Genomic DNA, 18,383 nt, shown 5'->3' with positions numbered 1-18,383 from the left:
CACACTGGAGTGAAAAGCGCCACCGACAGGAGCACGAATGACTCACGCAGAACTCGACATACCGATTCGTCGCGGTGACCGGCCGACGACGACTCCCACCAATCCTCACATGCAACTCGACCAGAACGCTCCGGTCGAATGGCAGAACAGGTTGCGCGACCATGCGCTGGCACTGCCGGGCGTCACGCGCGGCGCCAGTGGGGTGTCCGTGCCCGGCACTGTTGCGTTCTTCCTTCACACGCCACCGGAACCGCCGTCGATTCCCGACATTCTGGGCGGCGAGTGGGGACACATCCATCCGCACTCCGACGGCAGCCTTCATGTCAACCTCCCGACGGGTCTCGCCGAGAAACTGATCGACGCGGGCTGGGTCGAGTACCACAGCCTGGTCGGCCGTGGTGTCCTCCCACCGATCGTCGTCATGCTCTACGGTCCGCGCGACGAGGACGAGATCGCCGTCTGCTCGGCGATCGTCGAAGAGGCGTATCTCGCTGCGGGTGGGCAGCGCGCGGATGCGAGCGGGCGGCCGCTCGGGCTCGCAGCTATCTGATCGGCCGCGTCAGCTCTGCGCTGCGATCCTCGCGCGCACTTCGGGCCGGCGCAGCGGCGGAACCGTCGGCGGTGGTTGCCGACGATCGGGAAGGGCTTCGAGTAGGCGCGTGGTCGTTGCGGTGACCTCGGCGACGGCCTGCTCGAAAGGCTCGCGCGTGGCATCGGAGAGTTTGTGGATCCCGCTGACCTTACGGACGTACTGCCGCGCGGCCGCTTCGATCTCCTCGGCGGTCGCAGCCGGCTCGAGCCCGCGCAGCTCCGTGATGTTCCGGCACATGCTTCGAGGGTAGACGCCACTCGAGTGCCGAACCGAACATTCGCGCGCCCGCTGTCGATCCGCTACGGCAATTGCTGCAGCGGATGACGAACGGGCGCGCGAATGTGAAGGAGCAGGTCAGATGCGTTCGATGATGGTCACGTTGGCGGTGCCGCCACCCTCGCAGATGGTGAGCAGGCCGTAGCGGCCACCGGTGCGCTCGAGTTCGTTGAGCAGCGTCGACATGAGCTTGGTGCCGGTCGCGCCGAGCGGGTGACCGAGGGCGATCGCGCCCCCGTTGACGTTGACCTTCGACGGGTCGGCGCCGATCTCCTTGATCCACGCCAGGACGACCGGCGCGAAGGCCTCGTTGATCTCGATGAGGTCGATGTCGTCGATCGTCAGACCGGTCTTCTCGAGGGCGTACTGCGTCGCCGGGATGGGAGCGGTGAGCATGAAGATCGGGTCGTCGCCGCGGGCGCTGAGGTGGTGGATGCGCGCGCGGGGCTTCAATCCGTACTTCTTCACGGCCTCGTCGGAGGCGAGCAGCACCGCGGACGCACCGTCGGAGATCTGGCTGGCGACGGCGGCGGTGAGACGACCACCCTCGACGAGCGGCTGCAGCGACGCCATCTTCTCGAGGCTGGTCTCGCGCGGGCCCTCGTCGACGGCCGCATCACCGAGCGGCACGATCTCGTTCTCGAAGCGTCCCTCGGCGATGGCAGCCTTGGCGCGCTCGTGGCTCTGCAGCGCCCACTTCTCGAGTTCCTCGCGGCTGAGGTCCCACTTCTCGGCGATCATCTCGGCGCCCTTGAACTGCGAGACCTCGTCGCTGCCGTAGCGCTCGGTCCAGCCGGTCGACCCGCCGAAGGGGGTGTCGAAGCCGTACTGCTGTCCGACGATCATGGCTGCGGAGATCGGGATCTGCGTCATGTTCTGCACGCCGCCGGCGACGATGAGGTCGGCGGTGTTGCTGAGGATCGCCTGGGCGCCGAAGTGCAGGGCCTGCTGGCTCGACCCGCACTGACGGTCGACGGTCACGCCGGGTACGTGCTGCGGGTAACCGGCGGCCAGCCACGCGGTGCGGGCGATGTTGCCGGCCTGGCCGCCGATGGCGTCGACGCAACCGAACACCACGTCGTCGACGTCGGCGGGGTCGATGCCCGTGCGCTCGACGAGCGCCTTGATCACGTGCGCGCCCAGGTCGGCCGGGTGCACGTCCGCGAGCCCACCCTTCTTCTTGCCGATGGGGGTGCGCACCGCGTCGACGATGTAGGCCTCGGTCATGATGTCTCCTTAGGAAGAATTCTGGTTCGACAGTCCGTCGAGAACGATGGAAAGGTATTGCTGGGCAACCTGGTCGATGCTGAGCGCGCCCCCCGGGCGGTACCAGCGGACCGCGACCCAGACCGTGTCGCGCAGGAACCGGAAGACGAGTTCGACGTCGAGATCCGGACGGAAGGAACCGTCGGCGACGCCGCGTTCGATCACGCCCACCCACAGGTCGCGGAACTCGATGTTGAGTTCACCGATGTAGGCGAAGCGGTCGCCTTCGAGATGCTTGGCCTCACCCTGGTAGATGGCGACGGCGGCGTGCGACCGGTCGATCGCCTCGTAGGAGGTCGTCACCAGCGCTGCGAGCGTGTCACGCGACGGCAGGTCGGACGCGACGATCTTGCGGTAGCTGTCGAACAGGTCGCCGAGGAATGCGCGCAGGATCTCGTCGACCATCGACTCCTTCGAATCGAAATGGTGGTAGAGGCTGCCGGAAAGGATGCCGGCGGCATCGGCGATATCGCGTACGGTCGTCGCCCGGACGCCTCGCGAGGCGAACAGCTCGGCAGCGATGTCAAGCAGTTCCGCGCGGCGCCCGGACTTGCCGCTGTTGTCGTCACGAGCAGGAGTCATACGGACATCCTTTCAAGCCGACAGGAGGGCGAGATCATGCGCGCTGGGAGGAGACCGATACGACCTCGCCGGTCAGATAGGTGGTGTAGTCGCTGGCGAGCATCGCGATCGTCGCCGCGACCTCCCACACCTCGGCTGCGCGCCCGAACGCTTCGTCGGAGGCGAGCCGATCGAGCAGTTCCTCACTGGTGACCTTCGCGAGGAAGGCGTGACGCGCGATGGACGGGGCTACCGCGTTGATCCGCACGCCGTACTCGGCGGCCTCGATCGCCGAGCAGCGGGTCAGGGCCATGACGCCGGCCTTCGCGGCGGCGTAGTGCGCCTGCGAGTGCTGCGCGCGCCAGCCGAGGACCGAGGCGTTGTTGACGAGGACACCGCCGTGGTCGACCGATCGGAAGTACCGCAGCGCAGCGCGGGTTGCGCGAAATGTGCTGGTGAGGGTGATGTCGAGGACGCGATCCCACTGGTCGTCGGTCATGTCCACGACGGGCGTCTCACCGCCGAGGCCCGCATTGTTGATGAGGACGTCGATGCGGCCGAGCTGTTCGGCCGCCCCGGTGATGAGCGCGTCGACCTGCTCGGTGGACGAGACGTCGCAGACGATCGACGCGACCTGCTGCTCCGGGAACTCGGCGGCGAGCTTGTCCGCGGCTTCTCCGAGACGACGCTCGTGGAAGTCCGAGATCAGCACGTCGGCGCCCTCGAGCAGTGCTCGTCGTGCGGACGAGAACCCGATCCCGGTGCCCGCGGCGGCGGTGACGACGACCTTCTTGCCTGCGAGGAGGCCGTGGCCGGGGGTCTCGACGGGCGGGGTCGCGAGGGGCGAGGTGGTCTGGGGTGTAGCGGTCACGGACGTGCCTCCCGGGGAAGGCCGAGCACGCGCTCGGCGATGATATTGCGCTGGACCTCGTTGGATCCGCCGTAGATGGTGTCGGCGCGGGTGAACAGGAACAGTCGCTGCCACTGCGCGAGTTCGAGATGTTCGGGATCGGTGATGTCGGAGGGATTCCCGGCATGGTCGTGGTCGGGTCCGACGAGCGAGGACGCGCCCTGCACGTCCATCGCCAGCTCACCGAGGTCGCGATGCCAGTTGGCCCACAGCAGCTTGGCCACCGAGGCCTGGCCTGGATCGGCGTCGCCCAGGGTGCGCAGGGCGTGAGCGCGCATGACGCGCAACCCGATCCGGGCCCGGGCGATCCGCTCACGGATGTGCGGGTCGTCGAATGCGCCGTTTTCGCGGGCGATCTCGACGATGCCGTCGAGTTCGCGGGCGAAGCCGATCTGCTGGCCGAGCGTCGAGACGCCACGTTCGAAGGTCAGCAGTCCCATCGCGACCTTCCACCCGTCACCCGGGGCGCCGACGACAAGGTCGGCGTCGGTGACGGCGTCGTCGAAGAAGACCTCGTTGAACTCGGAGGTGCCGGTGAGCTGCTGGATGGGCCGGACCGTCACGCCGGGCTGGTCGAGCGGGACGAGCAGGAAGCTCAGTCCGTGATGCCGCGTCGAGCCCGGTTCGGTGCGGGCCACGACGAAGGCCCACTGCGCGACGTGTGCGAGCGACGTCCAGACCTTCTGGCCGTTGATCACCCACTTGTCGCCTTCGAGACGGGCAGTGGTGGAGACGTTGGCGAGGTCGGAGCCCGCTCCGGGCTCGGAGTAGCCCTGCGCCCACAGTTCGGTGACGTTGCGGATTCCGGGCAGGAAGCGCTTCTTCTGCTCCTCGGTCCCGAAGGCGATGAGGGTGGGGCCGAGCAGTTCTTCACCGAGGTGGTTGACGCGCGCAGGGGCATTCGCCTTCGCGTACTCCTCGTGGAAGATCACGCGCTGATCCATCGTCGCGCCGCGTCCGCCGTACTCGGTGGGCCATCCGATGCAGGTCCATCCGGACTCTGCCAGGTGACGATCCCACGCGAGTCGCTGTTCGAAGAATTCGTGTTCGCTGCCGGGTCCGCCCTTGCCTCTGAGCTCGACGAATTCGCCGGTCAGATTGTCTTCGAGCCACTGTCGTACGGTGGCCGCGAACTCCGCATTGTCCTGGCTCTCGCTCTGGTGCACGTCTGTACGATAACCTACCAAGCAATTGCTAGGTAGGGAGCTACGTGAACACAACACCCGGAACCACGCCGGCCGCCCTCATCCGTGCCGCTCGCGACCACGCGGACCGGCTCGCCCTCGTCGACGGCGACACCCGGCTGACTTTCACCGAACTGCACGAACGCGTCCGGGTCTTCGCTGCGGCGCTCGTGGCACGAGGCCTGAAGAACGGCGACCGCGTCGCGGTCTGGTCACCCAATACGTTCCACTGGGAGATCGCCGCCCTGGGCGTGCACTGGGCGGGCGGGGTCCTCGTCCCCGTCAACACCCGCTACACCGGCACCGAGGCCGCCGACATCGTCGAACGGGTCCACGCCACCGCGCTCGTCGTCGCCGGCGATTTCCTCGGCACCGACAGATACGCCGCGCTGCGCGAAGCCGCGCCCGATCTCGTCGTTCCGACAGTGGTGCGGATCCCTCTGGGCGGCAACGACAACCCGAGCGACGACGTGATCGGGTGGGACGACTTCCTCGGTCTCGCTACCGAGCCGTTGCTCGCGCAGGCGGACGAGCGTGCGCGATCGGTGCAGCCCGACGACGTCTCCGACATCCTCTTCACCTCCGGCACGACCGGTCGCAGCAAAGGCGTGCTGAGCGCACACCGCCAGCTCATCGGAGTCGCACAGGCCTGGGCCGACTGCGCCGCGCTGACCCCCGACGACAATTATCTGATCATCAACCCGTTCTTCCACAGCTTCGGCTACAAGGCGGGCTTCGTCGCCGCACTGCTCGCCGGCTCCACCGTCGTCCCGATGGCCGTCTTCGACACCGAGAAGGTCATGGCGATCGTCGCGCAGGAGAACATCAGCGTGCTGCCCGGCGCACCGACGATCTATCAGAGCATCCTCGACCACCCGCGCCGCGGCGACTACGACATGTCGAATCTGCGCGTGGCCGTCACGGGTGCCGCACCGGTTCCCGTCTCGCTCGTCGAACGCATGCAGAACGAAATGAGCTTCGACGCCGTGCTCACCGCCTACGGACAGACCGAGGCCGTGGTCGCCACGATGTGCCGCATCGACGACGACCCCGTGACCGTGTCGAACTCTTCGGGCCGCGCCACGGCCGACTTCGAGGTGCGTATCGGCGACAAGGGCGAGATCCTGCTGCGCGGCCCCAACGTGATGCTGGGCTATCTCGACGATCCCGAGGCCACCGCGCAGACGGTCGACGAGGACGGCTGGCTCCACACCGGCGACGTGGGCGTCCTCGACGACCGCGGCTATCTCGACATCACCGACCGCCTCAAGGACATGTACATCAGCGGCGGTTTCAACGTCTATCCCGCCGAGGTCGAGGCGGCGCTGTTGCGCCTGCCGGGGGTCCACGAGGTCGCCGTGATCGGCGTTCCCGACGAGCGCATGGGTGAGGTCGGCAGGGCGTTCGTCGTCCCGCTGGACGGACATCCGCTCACCGAGGACGACGTGATCGCGTATGCCAGAGACAAACTCGCCAACTTCAAGGCGCCGCGCTCGGTTCGGTTCGTCGACGCGCTGCCCCGAAATCCGTCCGGCAAGGTACTGAAGAACGTTCTGCGTGAGGAGAAGTCATGACCGTCCCGTTCGAGCCCGATGTCGTCACCTACGAGGTGCGTGACGGCGTCGCGATCGTCACCCTGAATCGCCCCGACTATCGCAATGCCCAGAACTCGGTCATGACCTACGCGCTCGACGCGGCGTTCGAGAAGGCCGTCGAGGACGACGAGGTCAAGGTGATCGTGCTGGCCGGCAACGGCAAGCACTTCTCGGCCGGTCACGATCTGGGCACCCCCGGACGCGATCACCACGTGCACTACGACAACAAGGCCGTCATGTGGTGGGACCACGTCGACAAGGAAGGCGGCGACCAGCGTTACGCCCGTGAGATGGAGGTGTACCTGGGGATGTGCCGTCGCTGGCGCGAGATCCCCAAGCCCACCATCGCGTCCGTCCAGGGCGCCTGCATCGCCGGCGGTCTGATGCTCGCGTGGGTGTGCGACCTCATCGTCGCCTCCGACGACGCGTTCTTCTCCGATCCCGTGGTGCGCATGGGTATCCCCGGTGTCGAGTACTTCGCCCATCCCTGGGTTCTCGGCACTCGTTTCGCCAAGGAAATCCTCTACACCGGCGACCGGTTCTCGGCGCAGCGCGCGTACGAGGTGGGCATGGTCAACCGGGTCGTCCCGCGTGAGGAGCTCGAGTCCGAGACCCTCGCCCTCGCCGCCCGCATCGCGGAGATGCCGCGCTTCGGGCTCGCGCTCACCAAGCGTGCGGTCAACCAGTGCGAGGACCAGATGGGCATGCGCAACGGCATGGACTCGGTGTTCGGCCTGCACCACTTCGCCCACTCCTACAACGCCGAGGTCGGCACCGACTCCCTCGGCGGCATGAACGCCAAGTCGATGGCCGCGAGCGCGCGCCCGGTCCAGGAAGGGTCCAAGTAGTGAATCTCGAACTCGACGACGCCACCGTCGCGTTCCGCGACGAAGTGCGCGCCTTCCTCGAGGCGAACGTTCCGAGCACACCGCTGAAGTCGATGGACACCGCGGAGGGCTTCGAACAGCACCGGGAGTGGGAACGGCGCCTGGCCGACGCACGACTGTCGGTCGTCTCCTGGCCCGAAGAACTGGGCGGACGCGACGCGACGCTCGAACAGTGGGTGGTCTTCGAAGAGGAGTACTACCGTGCGGGCGCCCCGGGACGCGTGAGCCAGAACGGAATCTTCCTGCTCGCCCCCACCCTCTTCGAGCACGCTCATCCCGAGCAACTCGCACGCATCATGCCGCGTATGGCCCGCGCCGACGACATCTGGGCGCAGGCCTGGTCGGAGCCCGAATCCGGTTCGGATCTCGCGTCGCTGCGCTCGACCGCCACGAAGGTCGACGGTGGCTGGCTGCTCAACGGCCAGAAGACGTGGAGCTCGCGCGCCTCCTACGCCGACATGGGCTTCGGCCTGTTCCGGTCCGATCCGGAGGCGCAACGTCACAAGGGCATCACGTACTTCATGTTCGATCTGCGCGCCGAAGGGGTCACCGTTCGCCCCATCCCGCAACTCGACGGCGAACCGGGCTTCGCGGAGATCTTCCTCGAGGACGTCTTCGTCCCCGACGATCCCGAGCGCCCCGGCGAATCCGGAGTGATCGGTGCGGTGAACGAGGGCTGGCGGGTCGCGATGAGCACCGCGTCCAACGAGCGCGGTCTGTCGCTGCGCGCACCGGGCCGATTCCTCGCCACCACAGACCGGCTGCTGCGCGCCTACGGCGAGTCCGACCTCCACGGCGACACGGCGCTGCGCAACCGCGTCGCCGACGCGTGGATCGGGGCGCGCGCCTACGAGCTGTCGACCTGGGCGACCGTCACGCGCCTGACCTCCGGTGGGCAGCTGGGCGCCGAATCGTCGATCAACAAGGTGTTCTGGTCCGAGTGGGACATCGCCGCGCACGAGACGGCGCTCGACCTGCAGGGCGCGGACGCCGAACTCGTCGACGGCTGGACCGACGGTTATCTGTTCTCACTGTCGGGCCCGATCTACGCCGGTACCAACGAAATCCAGAAGAACGTCATCGCCGAGCGGCTGCTCGGCCTTCCGAGGGGTGAGCGATGAGATTCGCACTCGACGAGTCCCATGAGGACTTCGCGTCCAGTATCGACGCCCTGCTCACCAAGTCGGACATGCCGCAGGTGATCCGTGCGTGGAACAGCGGCGACACGACACCGGGTCTGCAGGTGTGGGAACGACTGGCCGAGACCGGCGTCAACGGTCTGCTCGTCTCGGAGGAGCACGACGGTCTCGGGGCCGACGCGGTCGATCTCGTCGTCGCCGTCGAACAGCTCGGTCGCCATGCCGTGCCCGGTCCGGTGGTCGAAACCGTCGCGGTGGCACCGGTTCTGCTCGCAGCCGTGGCACCCGAGCGTCTCGGTCCTCTTGCCGCCGGCTCGCTCGCCACCCTCGCGATGCTCCCCCACGCGCCGTACGCGGTCGACGCGCATATCGCCGACCTCGCGCTGCACGTGGCCGACGGCACCGTCTCGGTGGGCACTCCGGGTGAGACGCGCGAGTCGATCGATCGGTCGCGCACGCTCGCCTCGCTCACTGCCGGCGAGTCGCTCGGATCCGCAGATACCGCTGCGGCTTTCGATATCGGCGTCCTCGCGTCCGCCGCTCAGCTCCAGGGCCTGGGCCGGACTCTGCTCGACACCACCGTCGAGTACGCGCAGCAGCGTAAGCAGTTCGGTCGTGCGATCGGCTCCTTCCAGGCGGTCAAGCACCATCTCGCCGAGGTGGCAGTCGCGCTGGAGATGGCACGTCCGCTACTGCACGGCGCGGCCATCGCCGTCCGCGACGAGCTGCCCACCGCGTCCCGGGACGTCTCGGCGGCCAAGGTCGCGTGCGGCGACGCCGCCTATCTCGCCGCGCGCACGGCACTGCAGGTGCACGGCGCGATCGGCTACACCCAGGAATACGATCTGTCGCTGTGGATCACGAAGGTCCGCGCGCTCGTCACCGCGTGGGGCACCCCCGACGAGCACCGGGCACGCGTGGTCGCGGCACTCGAGAGCGAGGCGTCGTGACGTTCGAGACGGAAGAGCGCGCCGCACTGCGGGACTCGGTGCGCACCCTGCTCGCCAAGCATTCCGATTCGGCTGCCGTCCGGCGGGCGATCACCACCGGCAGCGGATACGACGACGAACTGTGGACGATGCTCGTCGAGCAGGTCGGGGTCGCGGCCCTCGCAGTCCCCGAGGAATACGACGGTGTGGGCGCCTCGTGGGTCGAGACTCACGTGGTGCTCGAGGAACTCGGCCGCACGCTCACGCCGTCGCCCTTCCTCGGGTCGGCGGTGCTCGCGGCGCAGACCGTGCTGCTGTCCGGTGATACCGATGCGGCGACGCGTCTGCTCCCCGGCATCGCGGCCGGCGACGTCGTCGCGGTGTGCTGGGCGTCGGCCGCCGGCTGGCAGCGTCCCGGTGTGTGCGCCGAGGGCGACGTGCTGACCGGAACCGCGCACTACGTCCTCGGCGGCGACATCGCGTCCACTCTGCTCGTGCTCGCCGTCGACGGCGACACGGTCGGCCTGTTCGAGGTCGATCCGGAGACCGACGGGGTGACGCGGCGCCGCGTGCCCACGATGGATCCCACACGTTCCCTCGCGGAGGTGTCGTTCTCGGCGGTGACCGGCCGTCGTCTGTCGTCGTCCGACGATCTCGTCGACCGGTTGCAGGCGTCCGCGGCGATCGCCCTGTCGGCCGAGCAGGTGGGCGCCGCGCAGGCCGTGCTCGACCTGACCGTCGACTACGCGAAGAACCGCAAGCAGTTCGGTCGCGCGATCGGATCGTTCCAGGCGCTCAAGCACCGCATGGCCGACATGTACGCGCTCGTGGAGACGGCGCGGTCGATGTCGTATGCGGCTGCGTTGTCGCAGGATCCGCAGGACGCGTACGCAGCGAAGATCTACTGTTCGGAGGCCTTCCAGCAGGTCGCGTCGGAGGCCGTGCAACTGCACGGCGGGATCGCGATCACCTGGGAGCACGACGCGCAGTTGTTCTTCAAGCGGGCGCACGGCAGCGCCCAGTTGTTCGGGCAACCGCGCGAATACCTGAGCGCGGTCTCCGCCTGAACGATATCGTCGGCGGCGCTCCCTGCGAAAGATCGGTGATGCGCCTCCTCGATTCCTCGGTTCCGCTCCCCGTTCGTCCCCGCCGCGTCCTCGTGGCGGGGACGAACGGTTCCGGCAGGACGACCATCGCCGCGGGGATCGGGGAGATCCTCGACCTTCCGCACGTCGAGATCGATGGGCTCCATCACGGTCCGAACCGGCCGGGAGGAGAACATCTGATCGTCCGGGATTCCTCGCGCCCACCGCGGCGGCTCGCTAACGTCGGAGAGATGACACCTCCCACGATCACGCTGAATTCCGGAACGACGATCCCGCAGCTGGGCCTGGGAGTCTGGCAGGCCACCAACGACGAGACCGAACACGCGGTCCGATACGCGATCGACGAGGCCGGTTACCGGCACATCGACACGGCCGCGGCGTACGGCAACGAGGAAGGCGTCGGGCGCGCGCTCGCCGCGTCGTCGGTGCCGCGCGAGGACATCTTCGTAACCACCAAGCTGTGGAACTCCGATCAGGGCTACGAGCCGGCGCTGAAGGCCTTCGACACGAGTCTGAAGAAGCTGGGCACCGAGTACGTCGACCTGTACCTGATCCACTGGCCGCTGCAGGACCGCGAGCGTCTGCTGCGGACCTGGGACGCCCTCGAGAAGATCGCCGAGTCCGGGCGTGCGAAGGCCGTCGGGGTGTGCAACTTCGAGCCGCACCATCTGCAGTTGCTGGTCGATCGTGGCGGGCTGCTGCCGGCGGTGGATCAGGTGGAACTGCACCCGCATCTCCCCCAGACCGAGATCCGCCGGTTCGCGTCCGAACACGGCATCGCCGTGGAGTCGTGGAGCCCGCTCGGGGGCACGAGCAACTCGGGCTGGGGTCCGAACTCGAAGCCGAACACCCTGCTCGTCGACCCGATCGTCACCCGCATCGCCGACCGTCACAGCAAGTCGGCCGCGCAGGTGCTGATCCGCTGGCATCTGCAGAACGGACTGATCGTCATCCCGAAGTCGGTGCACGAGCAGCGTATCTCCCAGAACATCGACGTCTTCGACTTCGAGCTCGACGAGCTCGACCTCAGCGAACTCCACACGCTCGACGACGGCACGCGGGTGGGCGCGCATCCCGACGAGATGAACATCGGCGCCCCCTCCTGATCCCTTCCCTCCGGAACTGGAACGTGTTCTCATTGTCGGGGTACGCACGTCCGACTTCCGGAAGGCAGCGATGAGCGAGACGACGACGCATCTGGTGCTGGGCCAACCGGTCACGATGCCCGTGCAGGTCCGAACGGCCACGGCGTTCATGGGGATGTTCTCGGTTCCCGTGCGCCCCGCGCAGGAACTCGTCGCCCACACCGGGCTCGAGATCCTGCAGTACCGGCCGGGCCACGGGATCTGCACGATCGTCTTCGTGGACTACGTCGACGGGGATCTCGGCCCGTACAACGAGTTCGGGGTGTGCTTCCTCGTCCGCAACCACCGCAACCGCGGCGACGGCATCGTCGACGACTGGCGGAGCCTGGTCGGCGGGCAGGCCGGTGCGCTCATCCACCACCTGCCCGTCGACGGCGACTTCACTCTCGCGGCGGGACGCGGCATCTGGGGTTTCCCGAAGACCCTCGCCGACTTCGACGCCGACCACGACAGCAGCACCAAACGTGGTTCGGTCTCCGCCGACGGAGCGCTGATCGCCGAACTGACCGTGGCGCCCGGACTTCCGGTTCCGGGCAAGGGTCTCGCGGCCTCGCTCGCCGCCTACTCGCACATCGACGACGTCACCCGCTGCACGACCTGGGAGATGAATCCGAGCGGCGTGCGCACCCGGCTCGGCGGCGCGACCCTGCGGTTGGGGACGCATCCGATCGCCGACGAACTGCGGTCGCTCGGTCTGCCGCGACGCGCACTCGCCTCGTCGTCGATCCCCGATCTGCGGATGACCTTCGGCGACGCGACCGTCGTCTGACGATCCTGAGGACTCAGGAGAGCGCACCCGAGACGGCGAGGACGATCACTGCGACACCCAGCAGGGTGTCGAGCACACCGCAGAACTCCGCGAGCGAGCGGGCGACCACGGTGTTCCGGCGGAAATGAACGTAGTCCCACGCGGCGTGACCGAGCAGTCCGAGCCCGACGATCACGCCCGCCGGGACGGGGGTGACGGTCACCGCGGCCACCGCGACGGCACCGAAACCCAGCATGGCCACGGCCGACTGCCCGACGAACATCGCCCGGCCGGCCGGGGTGCGCGCGAGTCCGTAGACGGCGCCGGCGGCACCGAGCGCGACCATCACCACGGTGATCTCGACCGGCACCCCGAGCGCGACGACGGCGACCTTGCCGACGCCGATCACCGCGACGGCGCCGAGGAACAGCGGCCAGGCCGCGCTGCGACGACCCAGCACGGCGGCACCGAGATAGACCAGTGCCGCGCCGGTGAGGATCGCCGGGAAGTCGGTGCCCCCGTCCGCGAGGACGAACGCGGCGAGGGCGACTGCGACGAGGCTCGGCCACCGGCGCAGCACCCCTCGTAGCAGCGCCTTCGGGTCGATGCCGGTCGCAGATCGATCGACAGGAACGGTGATGTCGGAGCTCGTCATGAGGATCCGCCCTAAGTTGAACAGTGATGTTCGAATTGATGGTCAGCGTAACCTGAACATCAGTGTTCGACAAGAGGAGGATCCGTGACCACCCACGAGGCATCCCGCCGTCCCGAATCCCCCCGCCCCGAATCCCCCCGTGCCAGGAAACGTGCGGACGCCGAGCGGAACATCGAGGCGATCCTCCACGCCGGGCGCATCGCACTGAGTCGCGCTCCCGGCGCGAGCATAGGGGAGATCGCCGAGGTCGCCGGCGTCGGGCGTGTCACGCTCTACGGCCACTTCCCCACTCGCACAGAACTCGTCACCGCCGTGGTGCAGCGCGCGCTCGCCGAGGCGGAGGAGACCGTGGAACGGATCGACCTCACGGGCGACCCACGCGACGCCCTACACCGCCTCATCGCGGGTTCGTGGTCGCTGACCGCCGACGCGGGGGCACTGCTCGCGGCCGCCGAACAAGCACTCCCCGCCGAGGACGTCCGCGCCGCACACGACGGCCTACTCGCCCGCGCGACCGCCCTCATCGAGCGCGGTCGCGCCGAAGGGGCGTTCCGCACCGACCTGTCGTCATCCTGGCTGGCGTCGGTCCTGCACAGTCTGGTCCATTGTGCCGCAACCGAAGTCGCGGCAGGACGGTTGTCGGCGGAGGACGCCGCCGACTACATCGCCGCAACGGCCCTGTCGTCGTTCACCCCGCCCGCCTGAGCGGTATCAGCCGGACGCGATCACGCCGTCGACATTCTGACGCTCGCGGAGCCGGGTGACCGTGTCGTGCAGGTGCTCGTCGAGCAGACGCCGCACCTCCTCCCGGTCGGCGGTGCGGATCGCCTCCCGCAGCACGACGTGCTCGTCCACCTGCACATGCAGGTCGGGATAGGTGGTCTGCAACGCGCCGAGGCACATCCGCGTCTCGACGAGCAGCGTGCGGGCCGCCCGCACGAGCCGCGGACTGTCGGCACTGGCCACGAGGATCTCGTGGAAACGCCGGTCGCCGTCCGAGACACCGGTGGCGTCCTCGCGTTCGGCGGCGGTGCGCATCTCCTCGATCGCCGGTTCGAGGGCCTTCCACGTCTGTTCGCGACGGCCGTCCAGCACCAGGTCGAGGGCACCGCCCTCGATGACCCAGCGGCTGCGGTAGATGTCGACGACGTCGTCGAAGGTGAGCTCGGTGACGAAGATCCCCCGGTTGCGGATGCTGTAGAGCAGACCCTCGGACAGCAACCGCTGCATGGCTTCTCGTAGCGGGCCCCGCGATACCTGGAAGTGCGCCGCGAGTTCGGCCTCGCCCAGCTGTTCCCCGGGACCGAGCGCACCCCGGACGATGGCCGACCGGATCTGTTCGGCGATGAGCTCGGCCGTGGACGGCCGGGTGACAGGACGTAGATCTTCCAGATCACCGAGCACCATGATCGGTATCCTCCTCGAACAGTGAGCCCAGGTCCGGGCATTCCACTGTATATCCGGCGAGTTCCAGGCCGTGCCACACGGTGACCTGGTTGGCGGTCAGCACCGGCTTGCCGGTCTCCTTCCCGAGCTCCCGCATGATCCGCAGCGTGTGCATCGCGGTGTCGGGGACGATGACCGCCTGTGCGTCGGGATGATCGTTGGTCCTCACGAATTCGAGGACGGCCTCGTCGGTCAGGGTGCCGACCTCGGCGGCGGTGTCGATGCCGGCGTCGGCGAGCGAGACGACGTCGACACCGGCGTCCGCGAGGAAGGCGACGAACAGTTCGGCGACGTCCCGCGGATAACTCGCCGCCACGGCCACCCGCCCGACTCCGAGCGCCCGTAGCGCGGCGACGAACGCGATGCTCGTGCTCGTCGTGGGCACGCCTCCCGCGTCCCGGGAGAGCTGCTCGACCTGGGTGCGTGCCCCCTCGGGTCCGTACACGAAGCTGCCCGACGTGCACGCCCACACGAGGGCGTCGAGGGGCTCGTCCGCGAACTGCGCCGCTCCCCCGGCGAGCTTGGCCGGGCTCCCGAGGTCGAGGAGTTCGGGAACGGCGTGCAGATCGGTTCCGTAGATGTGGGCGACGGGCAGGTTCACCCCCAGGAGTTCGGCGGCGAACGGGTAGTCGTCCTCGGCGGCATGATCCGGATAGACGATCCCGACGGTCGGACGGTCACGATGCATTCAGAACACTCCTCTCAACCACTTCCCCGGCCCGGTCATGGGCAGCTTCATCCGTCCCAGGCACGCCCAGATGGTGAGCTGGTTGGCCGTGAGGACCGGCTTGCCGAGTTCCCGTTCGAGTGGCGCGATCAGGTCGTAGGTCGGCAGGTTGGTGCAACTGACGAAGATCGCCTGTGCGTCCGGGGTATCGGCCCCGATGATGTGTTCGGCGATGGTGCGGTAGTTGACCTTCCAGATGCCGCCGCCGAGCCCGAGATGTGACGACCGGACGACCTCGGTTCCGGCCTCCTGCAGGAAGTCGTGCAGCAGGTCCGTGAGTTCCCGGTCGTAGGGGGTGATCACCGAGATGCGGGTGAGGTCGAGTGTGTGGAGGGCTTCGAGCAGCGCTCCGGAGGTCGTGACCGCGCACGATGCGCCCGCTTCGCAGATCGCGTCGCACAGGGTCTTCTCGTAGGCCACCCCGTTGACGAAACTGCCCGAGGTACACAGATAGGCAACAACTTCCGGCTCCACCGACAGCACGTCGCGGGTCGCGACCATCAGGTGCCGTCGGTCGGACACCAGCTCGGCCATGGCACGGCTGACCGGCACCGGCTCGTAGGGGGTTCGAGCGAGGTGCAGGGTGACCTCGAGCGGCGCCCATCGCCACAGTTCTCGTTCCAGGGCGAGATCGAAAGGTGCGATCACACCGATGCCCCGCTGAGCCAGAGGACCTTCGAATTCGGGAATGTTCAGTTCCATACGGTCCCTCGGCTTCGTCAAGAGTTCCCTCAGCCTTGAGGATTGTTGACAATAATACGAGGCGCTCATACGGTGTCAACGTGGATGCCCAGCCGGTCGTTGCAGTGCTTCATGCCGAAGCCGTGCCGGATCGTGCGTGGATGGCCCCGGTGGCCGAACACGCCACGGTGCGCTACACCGACGCCTCCGGCCTGGCCGACGCGCTCGACGGCGCCGACATCCTCTTCGCATACGACTTCCTCACCGACGCGCTGCCCGCAGCCTGGCACGCCGCAGCGTCCCTGAAGTGGATCCATGTCGCCGCGGCCGGGGTCGACGCCCTCATGTTCCCCGAGCTGCGCGACAGCGATGTGGTCGTCACCAACTCCCGCGGAGTCTTCGACGGGGCGATCGCCGAATACGTGCTCGCCCAGATACTCTCCTTCGCCAAGGACATCCCCGAATCGCTGCGGCTCCAGCACGAGCACATCTGGAAGCACCGGGAGTCCGAACGCATCGCAGGTCGCTCCGTGCTCGTCGTCGGCACCGGTCCGATCGGTCGCGCGATCGCGCGCCTGCTCTCCGCCGTGGGGATGACGGTCCAGGGCTCGGGCCGGCGTTCTCGCGACGACGACCCCGATTTCGGCACCGTCACCGCGACCGCCGACCTTCCGGCCGCTCTCGCCGACGTCGATTTCGTCATCGTGGCCGCACCTCTCACGGATCAGACCCGGCACCTGTTCGACGCCCGGATGTTCGCCGCGATGAAGCCGCAGGCACGCTTCGTCAACGTCGGGCGTGGCGAACTCGTGCGCACCGACGACCTGGTCGAGGCTCTGCGGTCGGGCACGATCGCCGGTGCCGCGCTCGACGTGCTCGACGTCGAACCGCTCCCCGAGGGCAATCCGCTCTGGGACATGCCGAACGTCTCGATCACCCCGCACAATTCGGGAGATTTCGTCGGCTGGCGCGACGCGCTGGTGGACGTCTTCGTCGACAACTTCCGCCGTCACCGCAGTGGCGAACCGCTTCGGAACGTGGTGGACAAGAAGCTGGGTTACGTGCCCGGCGCGTGAGAGTCGGCATCGTCCGACGAGAAGGAGGCACGATGGAGCCCACAGACATGACCGCCGTCGAACTCGTGTCGGCGTTCTCCTCGGGCGAGTTGTCTCCCGTCGAGGTGACGCGGGCCGTGCTCGATCGGATCTCGGCGCACGATCGCGAGATCAACTCGTTCTGCCTCGTCGACGAGGAGAAGGCACTCGACCAGGCGCGCAGGTCCGAGGAGCGGTGGCGGACCGGCTATTCGAAGGGCCTGCTCGACGGGGTCCCCATCTCGATCAAGGACGTCTTCCTCACCGACGGATGGCCGACCCTGCGGGGTTCGCAGGCCATCGACGAGAACCAGGACTGGAACGTCGACAGCCCGGTCGCGGCCCGGTTGCGCGAGGACGGAATGGTGTTGCTGGGCAAGACCACCACTCCGGAGATCGCGTGGAAGGCGGTGACCGATTCGGCCCTGTACGGGGTGACCACGAATCCCGCCGATACGACGAAGACCGCCGGTGGCTCGTCCGGTGGCAGCGCGGCGGCGGTCGCGGCCGGCTTCGGTCCGTGCTCCGTCGGCACCGACGGTGGGGGCAGCATCCGCATCCCCGCATCGTTCTGCGGCGTCGTCGGATTCAAGCCCACCCACGGCCGGATCCCGATCTTTCCCGCCAGCCCGTTCGGGCCGCTCGCGCACGCCGGGCCGATCACCCGGACGGTCGAGGACGCGGCGCTGCTCACCGACATCCTCGCGCTGCCCGATCCCCGGGACCCGACGGCCCTGGCGCCGCCCCTGACGACCTTCCGCGGCGGCCTCAACCGCGAGGTGGTGGGGATGGACGTCGCCTACTCCAAGACCCTCGGCTACGTCGACGTGGACCCCGAGGTCGGTGAGATCGTCGACCGGGCGGTCCGCGTCCTCGACGAGGCCGGACTGCGGGTGACCGCCGCCGATCCCGGTTTCACCGACCCGCTCGAGGCCTTCGAGAACCTCTGGGCGGCAGGCGCGGCCACGATGTTGAAGACCTTCCCCGAGGGCACGCGGGACAAGGTGGATCCCGGCCTCGGACGCGTGTGGTCCCACGGCGAACAACTCGGTGCCGTGGACTATCTCGAGGCCCGCGCGGTCGCGGCGGCCGTCGGCATCACGATGGGGATCTTCCACCAGAAGTACAACGTGCTGATCACGCCGACGATGCCGATCCCCGCCTTCGAGGCCGGTCACGACGTGCCGTCGGGTTCGTCGCTGACCTCGTGGCCGCAGTGGACCCCGTTCACCTATCCCTTCAATCTCACGCAGCAGCCGGCCATCAGCATTCCTGTGGGCACCACTTCGGCGGGTCTGCCCGTGGGTCTGCAGATAGTCGGGCCGCGGCACTCGGACGACCTGCTGCTCGCCGTCGCGCGATTCGCCGAGTACGCATTGAGCTGAGACAGGAGGAGCACCAAGAGAAACGGCACCGCGCGAAGTACGCGGTGCCGTTTCCCG

20 protein-coding genes are annotated in these 18,383 nt (G+C 68.0%); 11 read left to right on the top strand and 9 right to left on the bottom strand.

Going from position 1 to position 18,383, the window contains the following annotated elements; genetic code table 11:
• Positions 1-37 precede the first annotated feature (37 nt).
• Positions 38-550: a luciferase domain-containing protein gene (locus tag ACNJ7K_RS19085; RefSeq protein WP_487042067.1), complete on the top strand. Its 513-nt coding sequence runs from the start codon at positions 38-40 to the stop codon at positions 548-550.
• A gap of 9 nt (positions 551-559) precedes the next feature.
• Here ACNJ7K_RS19085 and ACNJ7K_RS19080 read toward each other — a convergent pair whose 3' ends face one another.
• From ACNJ7K_RS19080 to ACNJ7K_RS19060, 5 genes are all read right to left on the bottom strand, one after another.
• Positions 560-829, bottom strand: a complete 270-nt coding sequence (locus tag ACNJ7K_RS19080; RefSeq protein ID WP_230788411.1) for a DUF2277 domain-containing protein — start codon at positions 827-829, stop codon at positions 560-562.
• A gap of 117 nt (positions 830-946) precedes the next feature.
• The gene (locus ACNJ7K_RS19075; protein WP_229566950.1) at positions 947-2,095 is read right to left on the bottom strand and encodes an acetyl-CoA C-acetyltransferase; all 1,149 of its coding nucleotides are present in this window, start codon (positions 2,093-2,095) and stop codon (positions 947-949) included.
• A 9-nt stretch (positions 2,096-2,104) separates the two neighbouring features.
• Positions 2,105-2,716 (bottom strand): TetR/AcrR family transcriptional regulator, encoded by a 612-nt coding sequence (locus ACNJ7K_RS19070; protein WP_230788416.1) that lies wholly within the window; start codon positions 2,714-2,716, stop codon positions 2,105-2,107.
• A 34-nt stretch (positions 2,717-2,750) separates the two neighbouring features.
• Positions 2,751-3,566: an SDR family oxidoreductase gene (locus ACNJ7K_RS19065; protein ID WP_120281326.1), complete on the bottom strand. Its 816-nt coding sequence runs from the start codon at positions 3,564-3,566 to the stop codon at positions 2,751-2,753.
• Positions 3,563-4,771, bottom strand: coding sequence for an acyl-CoA dehydrogenase family protein (locus tag ACNJ7K_RS19060; RefSeq protein WP_487042066.1), 1,209 nt, complete (start codon positions 4,769-4,771; stop codon positions 3,563-3,565). The genes ACNJ7K_RS19065 and ACNJ7K_RS19060 overlap by 4 nt, the downstream gene beginning before the upstream one ends.
• A 44-nt stretch (positions 4,772-4,815) precedes the next feature.
• Between ACNJ7K_RS19060 and ACNJ7K_RS19055 the strand changes: the two genes are divergently transcribed.
• The 7 genes from ACNJ7K_RS19055 to ACNJ7K_RS19025 all read left to right on the top strand — a co-directional run bounded on the left by ACNJ7K_RS19055 (position 4,816) and on the right by ACNJ7K_RS19025 (position 12,359).
• Positions 4,816-6,363: a FadD3 family acyl-CoA ligase gene (locus tag ACNJ7K_RS19055; protein ID WP_487042065.1), complete on the top strand. Its 1,548-nt coding sequence runs from the start codon at positions 4,816-4,818 to the stop codon at positions 6,361-6,363.
• Entirely contained in the window at positions 6,360-7,232 is an 873-nt protein-coding gene (locus tag ACNJ7K_RS19050; RefSeq protein WP_120281323.1) for an enoyl-CoA hydratase, read from the top strand. Before ACNJ7K_RS19055 ends, ACNJ7K_RS19050 begins: the two co-directional genes overlap by 4 nt.
• Positions 7,232-8,392, top strand: a complete 1,161-nt coding sequence (locus ACNJ7K_RS19045) for an acyl-CoA dehydrogenase family protein (protein WP_230788419.1) — start codon at positions 7,232-7,234, stop codon at positions 8,390-8,392. The genes ACNJ7K_RS19050 and ACNJ7K_RS19045 overlap by 1 nt, the downstream gene beginning before the upstream one ends.
• Entirely contained in the window at positions 8,389-9,360 is a 972-nt protein-coding gene (locus tag ACNJ7K_RS19040; protein ID WP_487042064.1) for an acyl-CoA dehydrogenase family protein, read from the top strand. Before ACNJ7K_RS19045 ends, ACNJ7K_RS19040 begins: the two co-directional genes overlap by 4 nt.
• Positions 9,357-10,406, top strand: coding sequence for an acyl-CoA dehydrogenase family protein (locus ACNJ7K_RS19035; protein WP_487042063.1), 1,050 nt, complete (start codon positions 9,357-9,359; stop codon positions 10,404-10,406). Before ACNJ7K_RS19040 ends, ACNJ7K_RS19035 begins: the two co-directional genes overlap by 4 nt.
• 269 nt (positions 10,407-10,675) lie before the next feature.
• A complete protein-coding gene (locus ACNJ7K_RS19030; protein WP_487042062.1) occupies positions 10,676-11,551 on the top strand; it encodes an aldo/keto reductase in 876 nt (291 codons plus the stop codon).
• Between the two features lie 70 nt (positions 11,552-11,621).
• Positions 11,622-12,359 carry an acetoacetate decarboxylase family protein gene (locus tag ACNJ7K_RS19025; RefSeq protein WP_455408037.1) on the top strand — a complete coding sequence of 246 codons (738 nt, stop codon included), beginning with the start codon at positions 11,622-11,624 and terminating at the stop codon, positions 12,357-12,359.
• Positions 12,360-12,372: 13 nt separating this feature from the next.
• On the opposite strand, the gene ACNJ7K_RS19020 is transcribed toward ACNJ7K_RS19025, so the two are convergent.
• The gene (locus ACNJ7K_RS19020) at positions 12,373-12,993 is read right to left on the bottom strand and encodes a hypothetical protein (protein WP_455408036.1); all 621 of its coding nucleotides are present in this window, start codon (positions 12,991-12,993) and stop codon (positions 12,373-12,375) included.
• Between the two features lie 84 nt (positions 12,994-13,077).
• On the opposite strand from ACNJ7K_RS19020, the gene ACNJ7K_RS19015 reads away from it, so the two are divergent.
• The gene (locus ACNJ7K_RS19015) at positions 13,078-13,698 is read left to right on the top strand and encodes a TetR/AcrR family transcriptional regulator (protein WP_487042061.1); all 621 of its coding nucleotides are present in this window, start codon (positions 13,078-13,080) and stop codon (positions 13,696-13,698) included.
• 6 nt (positions 13,699-13,704) lie between these two features.
• Here ACNJ7K_RS19015 and ACNJ7K_RS19010 read toward each other — a convergent pair whose 3' ends face one another.
• The 3 genes from ACNJ7K_RS19010 to ACNJ7K_RS19000 are packed head-to-tail and all read right to left on the bottom strand — an operon-like array spanning position 13,705 to position 15,868.
• Complete coding sequence (locus tag ACNJ7K_RS19010) at positions 13,705-14,400, bottom strand: GntR family transcriptional regulator (RefSeq protein ID WP_006550439.1); 696 nt, start codon at positions 14,398-14,400, stop codon at positions 13,705-13,707.
• Positions 14,387-15,127, bottom strand: a complete 741-nt coding sequence (locus ACNJ7K_RS19005; protein ID WP_487042060.1) for a maleate cis-trans isomerase family protein — start codon at positions 15,125-15,127, stop codon at positions 14,387-14,389. Before ACNJ7K_RS19005 ends, ACNJ7K_RS19010 begins: the two co-directional genes overlap by 14 nt.
• Complete coding sequence (locus ACNJ7K_RS19000; protein ID WP_159416800.1) at positions 15,128-15,868, bottom strand: maleate cis-trans isomerase family protein; 741 nt, start codon at positions 15,866-15,868, stop codon at positions 15,128-15,130.
• Positions 15,869-16,008: 140 nt separating this feature from the next.
• Here ACNJ7K_RS19000 and ACNJ7K_RS18995 point away from each other — a divergent pair, with 140 nt between their 5' ends.
• Positions 16,009-16,923, top strand: coding sequence for a D-2-hydroxyacid dehydrogenase (locus ACNJ7K_RS18995; RefSeq protein WP_269072426.1), 915 nt, complete (start codon positions 16,009-16,011; stop codon positions 16,921-16,923).
• A gap of 32 nt (positions 16,924-16,955) precedes the next feature.
• Entirely contained in the window at positions 16,956-18,326 is a 1,371-nt protein-coding gene (locus ACNJ7K_RS18990) for an amidase (RefSeq protein WP_230788459.1), read from the top strand.
• The last annotated feature ends 57 nt before the right edge of the window (positions 18,327-18,383 follow it).

The sequence above is a fragment of the Rhodococcus shunpengi genome, assembly GCF_048381395.1.
Lineage (GTDB): Bacteria > Actinomycetota > Actinomycetes > Mycobacteriales > Mycobacteriaceae > Rhodococcus.
The sequence above is the reverse complement of the archived record's forward strand: the minus strand, read 5'-3'. Positions and strand labels throughout refer to the sequence as shown.

Excerpts from the sequence above, each read along its gene's own strand:
- ACNJ7K_RS18990 (WP_230788459.1), top strand. The coding sequence starts at position 16,956 with ATGGAGCCCACAGACATGACCGCCGTCGAACTCGTGTCGGCGTTCTCC.
- ACNJ7K_RS19080 (WP_230788411.1), bottom strand. The coding sequence starts at position 829 with ATGTGCCGGAACATCACGGAGCTGCGCGGGCTCGAGCCGGCTGCGACC.
- ACNJ7K_RS19040 (WP_487042064.1), top strand. The coding sequence starts at position 8,389 with ATGAGATTCGCACTCGACGAGTCCCATGAGGACTTCGCGTCCAGTATC.
- ACNJ7K_RS19085 (WP_487042067.1), top strand. The coding sequence starts at position 38 with ATGACTCACGCAGAACTCGACATACCGATTCGTCGCGGTGACCGGCCG.
- ACNJ7K_RS18995 (WP_269072426.1), top strand. The coding sequence starts at position 16,009 with ATGGCCCCGGTGGCCGAACACGCCACGGTGCGCTACACCGACGCCTCC.
- ACNJ7K_RS19075 (WP_229566950.1), bottom strand. The coding sequence starts at position 2,095 with ATGACCGAGGCCTACATCGTCGACGCGGTGCGCACCCCCATCGGCAAG.
- ACNJ7K_RS19070 (WP_230788416.1), bottom strand. The coding sequence starts at position 2,716 with ATGACTCCTGCTCGTGACGACAACAGCGGCAAGTCCGGGCGCCGCGCG.
- ACNJ7K_RS19030 (WP_487042062.1), top strand. The coding sequence starts at position 10,676 with ATGACACCTCCCACGATCACGCTGAATTCCGGAACGACGATCCCGCAG.
- ACNJ7K_RS19020 (WP_455408036.1), bottom strand. The coding sequence starts at position 12,993 with ATGACGAGCTCCGACATCACCGTTCCTGTCGATCGATCTGCGACCGGC.
- ACNJ7K_RS19050 (WP_120281323.1), top strand. The coding sequence starts at position 6,360 with ATGACCGTCCCGTTCGAGCCCGATGTCGTCACCTACGAGGTGCGTGAC.
- ACNJ7K_RS19000 (WP_159416800.1), bottom strand. The coding sequence starts at position 15,868 with ATGGAACTGAACATTCCCGAATTCGAAGGTCCTCTGGCTCAGCGGGGC.
- ACNJ7K_RS19025 (WP_455408037.1), top strand. The coding sequence starts at position 11,622 with ATGAGCGAGACGACGACGCATCTGGTGCTGGGCCAACCGGTCACGATG.
- ACNJ7K_RS19005 (WP_487042060.1), bottom strand. The coding sequence starts at position 15,127 with ATGCATCGTGACCGTCCGACCGTCGGGATCGTCTATCCGGATCATGCC.
- ACNJ7K_RS19010 (WP_006550439.1), bottom strand. The coding sequence starts at position 14,400 with ATGGTGCTCGGTGATCTGGAAGATCTACGTCCTGTCACCCGGCCGTCC.